Genomic DNA, 13,701 nt, shown 5'->3' on the forward strand with positions numbered 1-13,701 from the left:
CAGCGGGGCGTGGATCATGCCTGCGGCTCCTGCAGCGATCCGTCGCGCAGTGCGCGCTGCTCGCGGCGGCGGGCAAGCCATTCGGAGAAGCGCTCCATGTACAGGTAGATCACCGGCGTGGTGTACAGGGTCACCAGCTGCGACAGCAGCAGGCCGCCGACGATGGCGATGCCCAGCGGGCGGCGCAGCTCCGAGCCGATGCCGGTGCCCAGCGCCAGCGGCAGCGCGCCGAGCATTGCCGCGGCGGTGGTCATCATGATCGGACGGAAGCGCAGCAGGCAGGCCCGGCGGATCGCTTCATGCGCATTGGCACCGGCGCGGCGCGCCTCGATCGCGAAGTCCACCATCATGATGCCGTTCTTCTTGACGATGCCGATCAGCAGCACGATGCCGACGATGCCATCCACCGACAGGCTCAACCCGCACAGCATCAGCGCCAGCAGCGCGCCGACACCGGCCGGCGGCAGCGTGGAGATGATCGTGATCGGGTGGATGTAGCTCTCGTAGAGCACGCCCAGCACGATGTAGATCACTACCAGCGAGGCCAGCAGCAGCCACACCACATCGGTCTGGCTGCCGGTGAATTCGGCGGCCTTGCCGATGAATTCGGCATGCAGGTGTGCCGGCATGTCCAGGCTGTCCTTGGTCTCCTGGATCGCACGCACGGCGTCGGACAGCGAATAGCCCGGCGCCACGTTGAACGAGACCGTCACCGCTGGCAGCTGCTGCTGGTGGCTGACCACCAGCGGCGCACTGCTGACCTTGCCTTCGGCCAGTGCCGAGAGCGGAATGATGCTGCCGGCGCCGACGGTGATGCCGGTGTTCTGCGCGCCGATGCCGGTAGCCGTCGATGAATTCGACGAGGTGACCTGGCCGAAGCTGGTGGCATTGGTACCGGTCAGCGCACCGGCACCATTGGAGGCAACGGCCAGCTGTTCCATCAGCGCGGTGCTGGTGCGGAACTCCGGCGCCACTTCCAGTACAACCCGATACTGGTTGAGTTCGGTGAAGATGGTCGAGATCTGGCGCTGGCCGAACGCATCGTAGAGCGTGTCGTCGATGGTCTGCATCGGCACGCCCAGCACGCTGGCCTTGTCGCGGTCGATGTTCAGCTCGAGGGCGCGGCCCTGGTTGGACAGGTTGTTGTCGACGTCAGCCAGTTCCGGGCGCTTGCGCAGCGCTTCGGTCAGGCGCGTGGCCTGGGTGGCCACCGTCGCCGGATCGACGTCCGACAACGAGTACTGGTACTCGGTGGCGGCCACGCGGGTGTCCAGGGTTACGTCCTGTACCGGCTTCAGGTACAGCGCCACGCCCGGAATACCGGCCACCGCCTTCTGCAGGCGCGGCAGGATCTCATCCAGGCCATCGCGCTCGCCGCGTTCCTTCAGCACGATCGACAGCTGGCCCTGGTTGAGCGTGGGATTCATGCTGCCCGCGCCAATGAAGGCCGACACGCCGGTCACATCCGGATCCTGGCGCAGCGCTTCGGCGACCTGCCTGGTGCGCTGCTCCATCTGCGGGAAGGCGATGTTCTGGTCGGCCTGCACCACGCCGGTGATCAGGCCGGTGTCCTGTTCGGGCAGCAGGCCCTTGGGAATCAGCACGTACAGCAGCACGGTCAGCACCAGTGCGCCGCCGGCCACGGCCAGGGTCAGGCGCTGGTGGCCCAGCACCCAGTCCAGGCTGCGCTCGTAAAGGCCGACGGTGCGCGTCCACAGGTTCTGCGTGCCGGCCGCCGCCGCACGCTCATGCGCGTCCTCGCCCTCGGGCAGGGTGTCGGGCTTGAGCAGGTAGGCGCACATCATCGGGGTCAGCGTCAGCGAGATCAGCATCGACAGGACGACGGCGATGCTCAGCACCCACGCGAACTCATGGAACAGGCGGCCGGTGACGCCGGGCATCAGCAGCAGCGGCAGGAACACTGCCACCAGCGACACGGTCAACGACAGCACAGTGAAGCCGATCTGGCGCGCACCGATCTCGGCCGCTTCCTTGCCACTCTTGCCCTGCTCGATGTAACGCACGATGTTCTCGATCATCACGATCGCATCGTCGACCACGAAGCCAGTGGCCACCACCAGCGCCATCAGCGAGAGGTTGTCCAGCGACATGCCGGTGAAGGCCATCACCGCGAAAGTGCCCGCCAATGACAGTGGCACGGCCACCGAGGGAATGATCGTGGCCCACAGCCGGCGCAGGAACACGAAGATCACTGCGACCACCAGGCCGATGGTGAGGATCAGGGTGAACTGCACTTCATGCACCGAGGCGCGGATGGTCTCGGTACGGTCGTTGAATATCTCCAGGTGCACGTCGGCTGGCAGCACGCCCTGCAGCTGCGGCAGGATTGCGCGGATGCGCTCGACGGTCTGCACGATGTTGGCGCCGGGCTGGCGCCGCACTTCCAGCAGCACCGCCGGCTTGCCATCGGCCCAGGCGGCCAGCTGGTCGTTCTCCACGCCATCAACCACTTCGGCCACGTCGGACAAACGCACCGGACGGCCGTTCTTGTAGCTGATGATGGTGTCGCGGTACTCGGCGGCACTGGTGAGCTGGTCGTTGGTACCGATGCTGTAGGACTGGGTCTTGCCGTTCAGTGAACCCTTGGGTGCATTGACGTTGGCCTGGGTCAGCGCGCTGCGCAGCTCTTCCAGGGTCAGGCCCATGTTCGACAGCTGCGCCGGATTGACCTGGATGCGCACGGCCGGACGCACGTTGCCGGCGATCGAGACCAGGCCCACGCCCTGTACCTGCGACAGGCGCTGGGCGAGGATCGAGTCAGCGTAGTTGTTGACGTCGCGCAGCGGCCGCGTATCGGAGGTCAGCTTGAGGGTGACGATGGCCGCGTCGGCCGGGTTCACCCGGTTGTAGACCGGCTGGTAGGGCAGCGACGAGGGCAGGGTGGCCTGGCGTATCGCCGCCTGTACGTCCTGCGCGGCGATGTCGATGTTCCGGTCCATCGAGAACTGCAGGATGATCGTGGACAACCCGGCCGACGAGTCGGAGGTCATCAGCTCCAGCCCGGAGATCTGACCGAACTGGCGCTCCAGCGGCGTGGTGACCAGCGAGGCCATGGTGGTGGCGTTGGCGCCAGGGTACTGGGTGGTGACCACCAGGCTGGGCGCATCGATTTCCGGCAGCGCCGACACCGGCAGCTTGCGGTAACCGAGGATGCCCAGCAGCAACAGGCCCGCCATCAACAGCGAGGTGGCGATGGGGCGGCGGATGAAGATCGTCGAAAAGCTCACGGACTGATCCTTGCTGGCACTTCAATGGCAGCGCCGGCAGGCTTGCCGGCGCGGGAAGGTCAGTAGCCTGCGCTCAGCGCGGGCCACCACCGCGACGGCCACCGCCGCCGTTCTTCTGCTCGGCGGCCTTCAGTTCGGCCTCGGTCGGTGCGACCGGGGTCTCGCCCGGCTTCAGCGCGGTGACCTTGCTGCCCGGCTTCAGGCGGAACTGGCCTTCGCTGACCACGCGCTCGCCGCCCTTCAGGCCTTCGGCGATCTGCACCTGGCTGTCACCCACTTCCACGCCGCTGCGCACGGTCTGCATCTTCACCGTGTTGTCGCCCTGCACGACATAGACGTACTCGCCATCCGGCCCGCGCAGTACGGCCTGGGTCGGAATGACCACGCCGCCGGCAATCGTGCGCAGCTGCATGCGCACGTTGACGAACTGGCCCGGCCACAGGCCGTTGTCGGTATTGTCGAAGATCGCGCGTGCCTTGAACGTGCCGCTGTCGGCACTGATCAGGTTGTCGACCACGTCCAGCTTGCCGTCACCGGACAGCACGTGCGAATCGGCGCGGTCCAGCGCTGCCACCGGCACCGCACCGGCGGCCTGTGCCTGGCGCACGTCGCCGAGCTGGCGCTCGGGCAGGTTGAACAGCACGTGGATCGGATGGATCTGGGTCAGGGTGACCAGCGCGGTGCCGGCGTTGACCACGTTGCCGGCGTCGACCGCACGGATGCCGGCGATGCCGGTGATCGGCGCGGTGACCTTGGTGTACTGCAGCTGCACCTGCGCCGAGCGCATGCTGGCCTCGTTCGCCGCGACTGCGCTTTCGTACTGTGCCACTTGGTTTCGCTGTGTATCCAGATCGGTCTTGGCGACGAACTGGCGATACTCCGGCGCGTTCGAGCGCTGGTAGTTGGAACGCGCGGTGGCCAGCAGCGCCTCGTTCTGGCGCTTGGATGCCACCGCCTGGTCATAGCTGGCCTGGGCGGTGCGCGGGTCGATCACCGCCAGCACATCGCCCTTCTTCACTTCCTGGCCTTCGCGGAAGTTCAGGCTCATCAGCTGTCCGCCCACCTGCGGGCTGACGGTGACGGTGTTCATTGCCGTCACCGTGCCCAGCGCGCTGGCATAGACCGGCACGTCCTGGCGTGCCGCATCCACCACGGTGACCGGCACCGGGCCGGCATCCGGGTCTTCACCGCCCTGGCGCGCAGCTGCTGCCGCGCCACCGGCCTTTTCCTTGCCCCCGCCAAGTACGCGCAGGCCGACCACGGCCAGCACCAGTACCGCCACGACCAGCAGCACGATCTTCCAAACACGTGACATTCAAGGACTCCAAGAGGGCTGGACGGGGCGCGGCCCCGGTTGGCAATGCGCAAAGCATACCTGCGCCACATCACGTTTCCTGCATGACGGATGGGACGGGCGCTATGACCGGATCTGGCCGCGGAGGTTCCCGTGGCGGCGGCGTTGCCCTACATTCAGCTGGAACCCCCTTTGCCGTGGAGATTGCGATGCGCTGTTCGCTGCTGCTGTCCGCCCTGCTGCTGGCCCTGCCGGTCCTTGCCCATGCCCAGGACGGGCAACGCCCCGAAGTGACCGCCGCCGCCCAGCGCCTGCAGGCCAAGGTGGTCGAATGGCGCCGTGACTTCCATCAGCACCCGGAGCTGTCCAACCGCGAGGTGCGAACCTCGGCCGAGGTCGCCAAGCGCCTGCGTGCGATGGGCCTGAAGCCGAAGACCGGCATCGCCCACCACGGCGTGGTGGCGATCATCGAAGGCGGCAAGCCCGGCCCGAAGATCGCCCTGCGCGCGGACATGGACGCGCTGCCGGTGACCGAACAGACCGGCCTGCCGTTCGCCTCCAAGGCCACCGACCAGTACCGCGGGCAGACCGTGGGCGTGATGCATGCCTGCGGCCATGACGCGCACACCGCCACCCTGCTGGGCGTGGCCGAAGCATTGGTCGCGATGAAGAAGGACCTGCCGGGCCAGGTGATGCTGATCTTCCAGCCGGCCGAGGAAGGTGCACCGCCGCCGGAAGAGGGCGGTGCCGCACTGATGCTGAAGGAAGGCCTGTTCGCCGACTTCAAGCCGGAGGCGGTATTCGGCCTGCACGTGTTCTCCAGTGTGCAGGCCGGACAAATCGCGGTGCGCGGTGGCCCGCTGATGGCGGCCTCGGACCGTTTCGGCATCAAGGTGATCGGCCGCCAGACGCACGGCTCGGCGCCATGGAACGGTGTTGACCCGATCGTCGCCACCGCCGATCTGGTCGGCACCGCGCAGACCATCGTCAGCCGCCGCGCCAATCTGTCCAAGCAACCGGCGGTGCTGACCTTCGGCGCGATCAACGGCGGCATCCGCTACAACATCATTCCCGATGAAGTGGAAATGGTCGGCACCATCCGCACCTTCGACGAAGGCATGCGCCAGCAGATCTTCGCCGACCTGCGCAACGTGGCCGAGCACACGGCGGCTGCGCACGGTGCCAAGGCGGTGACCGACATCTACGAATCGGAGGGCAACCCGGCCACGGTGAACGATCCGGCACTGACCGCGAAGATGCTGCCGAGCCTGCAGGCGGTGGTGGGCAAGGACAACGTGTACGAGCCGCCGCTGCAGATGGGTGCGGAGGATTTCTCGCTGTACGCGAAGGAAGTGCCGGGGATGTTCTTCTTCGTCGGCTCCACCAGCGTGGGCATCGACCCGGCGACGGCGCCGGCCAATCATTCGCCGAAGTTCCTGCTGGATGAGAAGGCGCTGGATGTTGGGTTGCGGGCGTTGCTGCAGGTGAGCCTGGATTACCTGCACGGTGCAGGCACTCCGGCGGGGTGAGGGTTTCCGGCAGGGCTTGCAGCCCTGCACCCGCTCAAATCAACGTCAACGTCAAAAGCGTGCATTCCGTGGGATGGCGGGGTGGGTCCGGTTGAGGGGGACGCCGTAAACCGGTCCCTGGGGGCTTGGCCGCGGCATCCATGCCGCGGACACCCCCTCAACCGGACCCACCCCGCCTTCGACAGTTTCCTGCTGCTGTCAGAACGACATTCTGCTTTGGTAGGTGTCGACCTTGGTCGACACGGCGGACGTCATGAACGTCTGAAGGATCGGCTTTTGATTTTGATTTTTCTGATCCTTCCCGTGGTGGCGCAGGAAACTGTCCGTGGCCGGGAGGGTGGGTTGGCTGGGGGCGTGAGCCGCATGGGCCCGAGGCATGCCTCGGGCGGGTTGGGCAGGACGCCCAACCCCGGTCTTGCCGTGTGCGCAGGACGGCGCACACGAGCAAGCGGCGACCGAGCTTACATGGACGTACTTGCAGCGGCCCCCAGCCAACCCACCCTCCCGGCCGACCCCGAGATCCTGTCCTGAACCACCACGGAGGGGCTCCGCCGTTGGCCGGCCCGGCCGAAGGCCCGCCGTCCGCGCGATACAATGACGCCCATGAACACCCCACAGGATTCCAGCCTCGGTCGCGAGGTCAGTTACCCGTCGCAGTACGATCCCGGCCTGCTGTTCCCCATCCCCCGCAGCGGCGCCCGCGCCGAGATCGGCCTCGATGACGCCGCGCTGCCGTTCGTCGGCCACGACCGCTGGCACGCCTTCGAGCTGAGCTGGCTCGACCCGCGTGGCAAGCCGCAGGTCGCCGTCGCCACCGTGCAGGTGCCATGCACCTCGCCGCGGCTGATCGAATCGAAGTCGTTCAAGCTGTACCTCAACTCCCTCAACAGCACCCGCATCGACAGCGCCGAGGCTCTGCGCGCGCGCATCGTGGCGGATCTGTCGGCCTGCGCCGGTGCGCCGGTCCAGGTCGAGTTCGGCCTGCCGGGCCTGCGTGAGACGCCGCTCGGTGAATCCATCGACGGGCTGGACGTGGAGATCGACTGCTACGGTCCGCCGCAGGCGGACTTCCTCGCCGCCGATGCGGGCGAGGTGGTGGAAGAGACCCTGGTCTCGTCGCTGCTGAAGTCCAACTGCCCGGTCACCGGCCAGCCGGACTGGGCCACGGTCAGCCTGCGTTACCGCGGGCCGAAGATCGACCGTGCTGGCCTGCTGCGCTATCTGGTCAGCTACCGCGAGCACGCCGAGTTCCACGAGCAGTGCGTTGAGCGGATCTTCAGCGAGGTGACTTCGCGCTGCCAGCCGCAGTGGCTGGAAGTGGAGGCCCGTTATACCCGCCGTGGTGGCCTGGACATCAATCCCTGGCGCGCCAGTCCCGGCATCGCCGCCCCGGCTGCGACCTACCGCGAACTGCGCCAGTAACCGTCGCAGGCGGTTACGGGTAGCGCCGGGCCACGCCCGGCGAGCGCAGCGGCCACCTTCCGCCCCGATTGTTCAGCCGCCCCCGGGGGCGGCTTCACATCTGCACCATCCCCATTTAACAACCTCCATGGCACCGTGCGAACCACGTAGTCATGCAGACGGGAGTTGTGGATGAGTACCGAGAAGAAAGCCGATTTCTCCGGCGTCAGTGGCAGCGTCGACAGTACCGCCGAGCAGGTGCCGAAGGCGGACTTCTCCGGCGTCAGCGCCTCGGTGGACAGCACCGCAGACGTTGTCAGCGGCGGCACCTATACCGTGCAGAAGGGTGACTCGCTGTCGAAGATCGCCAAGCAGCATCTGGGCGACGCCAACGCCTGGAAAAAGATCTTCGAAGCCAACCGCGATGTGCTTGATGACCCGGACAAGATCTTCCCGGGCCAGACCCTGAAGCTGCCGCCGAAGTAAGCCGGCCATCGAACGCCGTCCGACAATCCCTGGGAGGAACCCCGAATGATCAAGACCACCCCGCTCCAGACCGCCCTGATCGCCGCCCTGCTGGGCAGCGTCGCCTTGGTCGGTTGCAAGAAGAAAGAAGAGTCGACCGACAGCAACGCCGCTCCGGCAGCGACCGCTCCGGCCGAACCGGCAGCACCCGCACCGATGACCGGTGCGCCGCCGCCGATGGCCGAAGCTGCTGCAGTGAGCGTCTCGGCGGTCACCGTCGGCAAGACCGCAGCCGCCGACAAGTCGGTTGCGACCACGGCATTGTTCGCACCGAAGGACGACGTCATCGTCTCGGTCAAGACCGACGGTGCCGCCAACAACGTCACCGTTGGCGCGAAGCTGACCTACCAGGACGGCCAGGTGGCCGGCGAACAGAACGCCACGCTGAACACCAGCGGTGCGGAAACCACCAACGTCACGTTCAAGAATGCAAAGGGCTGGCCGGCCGGCAAGTACCGCGCCGAGGTCACCGTCGATGGCAAGGCGGCCGGAACGCCGCAGGAGTTCGAGGTCAAGTAAGTCCTGCCGACTCTCTCCCGGCAGGGCTCACGATGGACGCAGCCGCGAGGCTGCGTCCTTTTTTATTGGGCGACGATTGGCCCCATCCACGCATGGCGTGGAGCTACTGACAACCGGGCCGCGCTTCACCCGCACGGTGTGCGGATGGATCACAGCGTTGCCGGCATGCAGTACCACTGCGTATGGCGTGGCTTTGCCCCGCGCGGCTGAAAACGCGACAATGCAGGGGTTTCCCCGCCGCGCGCCCACCCTGACGGCGACGGGGGAAAGCGACACGGTTGCACGTGGCCCGGCGCTGGCGCCGGCCTTCCCCTGAGCATTGCTACAGAGTCCAAGTCCCCCATGTCCAAGATCCTCTACACGCTGACCGACGAAGCCCCGTTCCTGGCCACCCAGTCGCTGCTGCCGATCGTCGGCGCCTACACCGCCACCGCAGGCATCGTGGTGGAAACCCGTGACATCTCGCTGTCCGGCCGCATCCTGTCGCTGTTCCCGGAACTGCTCAGTGACGCGCAGAAGGTCAGCGACGACCTGGCCGAGCTGGGCCAGCTGGCGACCACCCCGGACGCCAACATCATCAAGCTGCCGAACATCTCCGCCTCGGTGCCGCAGCTGAAGGCGGCCATCAAGGAACTGCAGGACCAGGGCTATCCGCTGCCGGATTACCCGGAAACCCCGGCCGACGACCAGCAGCGCGACTACAAGGCGCGCTACGACAAGGTCAAGGGCAGTGCGGTGAACCCGGTGCTGCGCGAAGGCAACTCCGACCGCCGCGCACCGCTGTCGGTGAAGAACTACGCGCGCAAGCATCCGCACCGCATGGGCGCCTGGGCGTCGGATTCGAAGTCGCACGTCGCGCACATGGCCGCCGGTGATTTCTACGGCAGCGAGAAGTCGGCCACCCTGGCCAGCGCCGGTGCGCTGAAGATCACTTTCCACGGCAAGGACGGCAGCACCGTCGTGCTGAAGGAAAAGACCGCGGTCAAGGCCGGCGAGATCGTTGATGCCGCGGTGATGAGCCGCAAGGCGCTGGCCGCGTTCATCGCTGAGCAGATCGCCGATGCCAAGGCCCAGGGCGTGCTGTTCTCGCTGCACCTGAAGGCGACCATGATGAAGGTCTCCGACCCGATCATGTTCGGCGTGGCGGTCAACGAGTTCTACAAGGACGTGCTGGCCAAGCATGCCGACGTGCTGAAGCAGGCCGGTTTCGATGCCAACAACGGCATCGGTGACCTGGCTGCGCGCCTGCCGTCGCTGCCCGAAGCCACCCGCGCTGCGATCGAAGCCGACCTGGCTGCCGAGTACGCACAGCGTCCGGGCGTGGCCATGGTCAACTCGGACAAGGGCATCACCAACCTGCACGTGCCGAGCGACGTGATCGTCGACGCCTCGATGCCGGCGATGATCCGCGACTCCGGCAAGATGTGGAATGCCGAAGGCAAGCTGCAGGACACCAAGGCCGTCATTCCGGACCGCTGCTATGCCGGCGTGTACCAGGCCGTCATCGACGACTGCAAGGCGCACGGGGCCTTCGACCCGGCCACCATGGGCTCGGTGCCGAACGTCGGCCTGATGGCGCAGAAGGCCGAAGAGTACGGCTCGCACGACAAGACCTTCCAGATCGCCGCCGATGGCGTGGTCAAGGTCACCGACGACGCTGGCACCGTGGTGTTCGAGCACGCTGTGGAAGCCGGTGACATCTGGCGCATGTGCCAGACCAAGGACGCGCCGATCCAGGACTGGGTCAAGCTGGCCGTCGAGCGCGCCCGCCTGAGCAGCACCCCGGCCGTGTTCTGGCTGGATGCCGCCCGCGCCCACGACGCGCAGGTCATCGCCAAGGTCGAGCAGTACCTGAAGAACCACGACACCAACGGCCTGGACATCCGCATTCTGCCACCGGTGGAAGCGACCTCGTTCTCGCTGGCCCGCATCCGCAAGGGCGAGGACACCATCTCGGTGACGGGCAACGTGCTGCGCGACTACCTCACCGACCTGTTCCCGATCATGGAGCTGGGCACCAGCGCCAAGATGCTGTCGATCGTGCCGCTGATGGCCGGTGGTGGCCTGTTCGAGACCGGTGCCGGTGGTTCGGCGCCGAAGCACGTGCAGCAGTTCGTCGAAGAGGACTACCTGCGCTGGGATTCGCTGGGTGAGTTCCTGGCCCTGGCCGCCTCGCTGGAACACCTGGGCAACCGCTACGACAACGCTGCCGCCCGTGTGCTGGCCAAGGCCCTGGACGAAGCCAACGGCCAGTTCCTGGACAACGACAAGTCGCCGTCGCGCAAGCTGGGTGGCATCGACAACCGTGGCAGCCACTTCTACATCGCGCTGTACTGGGCCCAGGCCCTGGCCGCGCAGGACGAAGATGCTGCACTGAAGGCGCGCTTCGCTCCGCTGGCCAAGGCACTGACCGACAACGAGCAGAAAATCGTTGAAGAGCTGATCGCGGTGCAGGGCAAGGCCGTGGACATCGGCGGCTACTACCGCCCGGACGTGGCCAAGGCCAGCAAGGCGATGCGCCCGAGCGCGACCCTCAACGCCGCGCTGGAGCAGCTGCGCGGCTGATCCGTCGCCGTTCGGTCGTGACCCCGGAACCCGCGCTTCGGCGCGGGTTTCTTTTTGGGCGGCCCCATTCGACCCGCGTCCAGAACCGTGACATCCGTTGGCGGTCGGAATGCCGTCAAAGCGGCATGAAACTTGCCCGCGATGGCTGTCGCAGAACCGATCGGACACCGTCTGCAACCGCTTCCGATCTGAGCAGTCGATCACGACGGCTGCCGCTGGCGATGTCCTAGCCTTGGCGACGCGAGGCCACCGGGGAGGTGGCCGCACGGGGAACACGGATGGCACGCGTGCTGGTAGTGGGAACCGACATCCAGGGCGAGCAGGCCCTGCTGCAGCGGCTACGCGTAGCATCGGCGCTGCCGGACGGCCAGATCCGCCGCAGCCAGGATCTGGACGATTGCGACCTGCTGGTCATCCGCGATACGCCGGCGCTGCGCAACGCGGCCCTGCGCATGCGCCAGCAACGCCCGCGACTGCAGTGCTGGATCGAGGATCTGGGGGGCCAGCTGCGCGACGGCGATGGCCATCAGGACATACTTGATGACGGTGCCATCGGCCGCGCCCTGCGCGGGATGCAGTTGGCAGTGGAGCCCCTGACCATGCACGCACCCGCACCGATCCGTCTTGCCGATGGTGCGCACGCCATCACCCGCCTGCTGCGCGAGCGGCTGCCCCTGCGCCAGGGGCAGGCACTGCTGAGTGACGCGGGTGATCCCGTCCTGCTGATGGACCTCGAGCATGACCAGGCCGTGCTGCTGCAGGAGCCCGCGAGCGTGCTGGTGGAGCGTTTGGCCGATGCCTTCGAACGCCTGCAGCTGGATGCGCTCACGCCGGCTCGCTTGCAGGCCCTGGCCGGCGAGCGGCCACGCCAACCACTGCGGCCGCTGCTGTGGCAGTGGGCGCAATGCAGCCGCCATTGGCAGGCACTGGACGAACGCCTGCGTGGCGCCTCGGTGAAGCTGCTGCGCTGGCCGGATTTCCGCGTGCTGGGTCACGACCACGATGGCTTCCGCCTGTGTTCGCTGCTGCTCAAGCGCGCGTGCACGGTTGAAGAATGCGCGATGCTGCTCGAGTTGCCGGCTGCGGCGGTGCGTGATTTCATCCATGCCGCCTATCTCTGCGGTTACGCACAGTTGCAGAGCGCCCCGGCGGCACCGATGACGGCACTACGCGGCAATGGCACCGACAACGGCCTGCTTGCTCGCCTGTGGCGCCACCTGCGTGGGAGCGAGCGCAATGCGTGAGCACAAGGTGGTCGTGCTCGGTGGCATGGGCAGCGGCAAGTCGACACTCGTGCGCAGCATCGCGGCCGGGGCGGTGATCGACACCGATGTGGCCAACAGTGATCGCCTCGGTGCCGACAAGGCCTCCACCACCGTCGCGCTGGACTACGCAGACATCGACCTGCCCAACGGCGAACGCCTGCGGCTCTACGGGACACCCGGCCAGCAGCGCTTTGATTTCCTGTGGCCGATCCTGCTGCAGGGGGCACGTGGTGCGGTGCTGCTGCTGGACGCGCGCCGTGCCGGGTTGGCCGGCGAGCTGGAGGACTACCTGCAGGTGCTGCAGCCGTTCGCAGCGTCATTGGCGCTGGTGGTGGCGGTCACCCATCTCGACCAGGCGCCGCACGCTGCGCTGGACGACTGGGCTGCACGCGCCAGCCTGGATGATCAACCGCTGCCTTTGCTGGCGGTGGATGCCCGCGACCGCGAACAGGGATTGCTGCTGATGGATGTACTGATGAGCGAAATGGAAGCGCATGCACTGGTGGCCGCGCATGGCTGACGGGCAGATGGCGGTGCTGCCCGATGCCGGCCAGCGTGCGCGCCTGCAGCCGCTGCTGCAGGACCTGCAGCAGCGGGTGGAAGGCGTGCGCACGGTAGTGCTGGCCAGTGTCGATGGCTTTGCCCTGGTCAGCGCTGGTGCCGAAGGGCGCGGCGAACGGCTGGCGGCAATGACCAGCGCGATGCTGGCGCTGGCCGCGGCGGTCGGGCGCGAACTGCTGCTGGGGGATCTGCAGACGCTGATGCTGGAGGCGGCCGGCGGCAAGGTGCTGATGCTGGCGATCCAGGCCGAGGGACGTGCACCGCTGCTGCTGATGGCAGCCTGCGACCAGCGCAGCGTGATCGGCCAGGTGCTGTGGCAGAGCAGGGAATGTGGCCAGGCGATCCTGGCCGAACTCGGCGGATCGTGAGCCCGGCCGCAGGGGAACGAGGGGCTCGAACCAACATCGACAAGGGGTGCGACGTGGCTGGATTGAATGAATCGTTGAACGCACTGATGGGCATCGACGGCGCGCAGGCAGTGGCGCTGGTCGACTACGAAAGCGGCATGCTGCTGGGCGAGGCCGGTGCCGGCATGGACATGGAAGTGGCCGCCGCCGGCAACACCGAAGTGATCCGCGCCAAGATGAAGACCGCCGCGTCGCTGAACCTCAACGACAGCATCGAGGACATCCTGATCTCGCTGGGCAAGGCGTACCACATCATGCGCCCGGTGGCGAAGAAGAAGGGCTTGTTCTTCTACATCGTGCTGGACCGTACCAAGTCCAACCTGGCGCTGGCCCGGCGCAAGGTGCAGGACGTGGAGGCCGAACTGGCGATCTGAGCCATTGGCTTCG

Annotated in this window: 11 protein-coding genes; 9 read left to right on the plus strand and 2 right to left on the minus strand. The window is 66.9% G+C overall.

Annotated elements, in window-relative coordinates; translation table 11 throughout:
• Positions 1-14: 14 nt before the first annotated feature.
• Positions 15-3,248: an efflux RND transporter permease subunit gene (locus tag N5D45_RS15205; protein ID WP_228354859.1), complete on the minus strand. Its 3,234-nt coding sequence runs from the start codon at positions 3,246-3,248 to the stop codon at positions 15-17.
• Positions 3,249-3,321: 73 nt separating this feature from the next.
• Positions 3,322-4,563: an efflux RND transporter periplasmic adaptor subunit gene (locus tag N5D45_RS15210; RefSeq protein WP_010481017.1), complete on the minus strand. Its 1,242-nt coding sequence runs from the start codon at positions 4,561-4,563 to the stop codon at positions 3,322-3,324.
• Positions 4,564-4,751: 188 nt separating this feature from the next.
• Here N5D45_RS15210 and N5D45_RS15215 point away from each other — a divergent pair, with 188 nt between their 5' ends.
• From N5D45_RS15215 to N5D45_RS15255, 9 genes are all read left to right on the plus strand, one after another.
• Complete coding sequence (locus N5D45_RS15215) at positions 4,752-6,071, plus strand: M20 family metallopeptidase (protein ID WP_228354858.1); 1,320 nt, start codon at positions 4,752-4,754, stop codon at positions 6,069-6,071.
• 603 nt (positions 6,072-6,674) lie between these two features.
• On the plus strand, positions 6,675-7,493 hold the full coding sequence (gene queF, locus N5D45_RS15220) for an NADPH-dependent 7-cyano-7-deazaguanine reductase QueF (protein ID WP_057502420.1): 819 nt from the start codon (positions 6,675-6,677) through the stop codon (positions 7,491-7,493).
• A 171-nt stretch (positions 7,494-7,664) separates the two neighbouring features.
• Entirely contained in the window at positions 7,665-7,958 is a 294-nt protein-coding gene (locus tag N5D45_RS15225; RefSeq protein ID WP_005419771.1) for a LysM peptidoglycan-binding domain-containing protein, read from the plus strand.
• A 45-nt stretch (positions 7,959-8,003) separates the two neighbouring features.
• Positions 8,004-8,516: a hypothetical protein gene (locus N5D45_RS15230; protein WP_032130280.1), complete on the plus strand. Its 513-nt coding sequence runs from the start codon at positions 8,004-8,006 to the stop codon at positions 8,514-8,516.
• A gap of 342 nt (positions 8,517-8,858) precedes the next feature.
• On the plus strand, positions 8,859-11,081 hold the full coding sequence (locus N5D45_RS15235) for an NADP-dependent isocitrate dehydrogenase (protein WP_228354857.1): 2,223 nt from the start codon (positions 8,859-8,861) through the stop codon (positions 11,079-11,081).
• A 278-nt stretch (positions 11,082-11,359) separates the two neighbouring features.
• A complete protein-coding gene (locus tag N5D45_RS15240; RefSeq protein WP_228354856.1) occupies positions 11,360-12,325 on the plus strand; it encodes a hypothetical protein in 966 nt (321 codons plus the stop codon).
• The gene (locus tag N5D45_RS15245) at positions 12,318-12,866 is read left to right on the plus strand and encodes a GTPase (protein WP_010481027.1); all 549 of its coding nucleotides are present in this window, start codon (positions 12,318-12,320) and stop codon (positions 12,864-12,866) included. The genes N5D45_RS15240 and N5D45_RS15245 overlap by 8 nt, the downstream gene beginning before the upstream one ends.
• Positions 12,859-13,275 (plus strand): roadblock/LC7 domain-containing protein, encoded by a 417-nt coding sequence (locus tag N5D45_RS15250; RefSeq protein WP_057502417.1) that lies wholly within the window; start codon positions 12,859-12,861, stop codon positions 13,273-13,275. The genes N5D45_RS15245 and N5D45_RS15250 overlap by 8 nt, the downstream gene beginning before the upstream one ends.
• Positions 13,276-13,328: 53 nt before the next feature.
• Entirely contained in the window at positions 13,329-13,688 is a 360-nt protein-coding gene (locus tag N5D45_RS15255; protein WP_005419760.1) for a hypothetical protein, read from the plus strand.
• Positions 13,689-13,701 lie beyond the last annotated feature (13 nt).

The organism is Stenotrophomonas sp. GD03819 (assembly GCF_029841665.1).
Lineage (GTDB): Bacteria > Pseudomonadota > Gammaproteobacteria > Xanthomonadales > Xanthomonadaceae > Stenotrophomonas > Stenotrophomonas geniculata.

Excerpts from the sequence above, each read along its gene's own strand:
- N5D45_RS15215 (WP_228354858.1), top strand. The coding sequence starts at position 4,752 with ATGCGCTGTTCGCTGCTGCTGTCCGCCCTGCTGCTGGCCCTGCCGGTC.
- N5D45_RS15210 (WP_010481017.1), bottom strand. The coding sequence starts at position 4,563 with ATGTCACGTGTTTGGAAGATCGTGCTGCTGGTCGTGGCGGTACTGGTG.
- N5D45_RS15245 (WP_010481027.1), top strand. The coding sequence starts at position 12,318 with ATGCGTGAGCACAAGGTGGTCGTGCTCGGTGGCATGGGCAGCGGCAAG.
- N5D45_RS15250 (WP_057502417.1), top strand. The coding sequence starts at position 12,859 with ATGGCTGACGGGCAGATGGCGGTGCTGCCCGATGCCGGCCAGCGTGCG.
- queF (WP_057502420.1), top strand. The coding sequence starts at position 6,675 with ATGAACACCCCACAGGATTCCAGCCTCGGTCGCGAGGTCAGTTACCCG.
- N5D45_RS15230 (WP_032130280.1), top strand. The coding sequence starts at position 8,004 with ATGATCAAGACCACCCCGCTCCAGACCGCCCTGATCGCCGCCCTGCTG.
- N5D45_RS15240 (WP_228354856.1), top strand. The coding sequence starts at position 11,360 with ATGGCACGCGTGCTGGTAGTGGGAACCGACATCCAGGGCGAGCAGGCC.
- N5D45_RS15225 (WP_005419771.1), top strand. The coding sequence starts at position 7,665 with ATGAGTACCGAGAAGAAAGCCGATTTCTCCGGCGTCAGTGGCAGCGTC.
- N5D45_RS15235 (WP_228354857.1), top strand. The coding sequence starts at position 8,859 with ATGTCCAAGATCCTCTACACGCTGACCGACGAAGCCCCGTTCCTGGCC.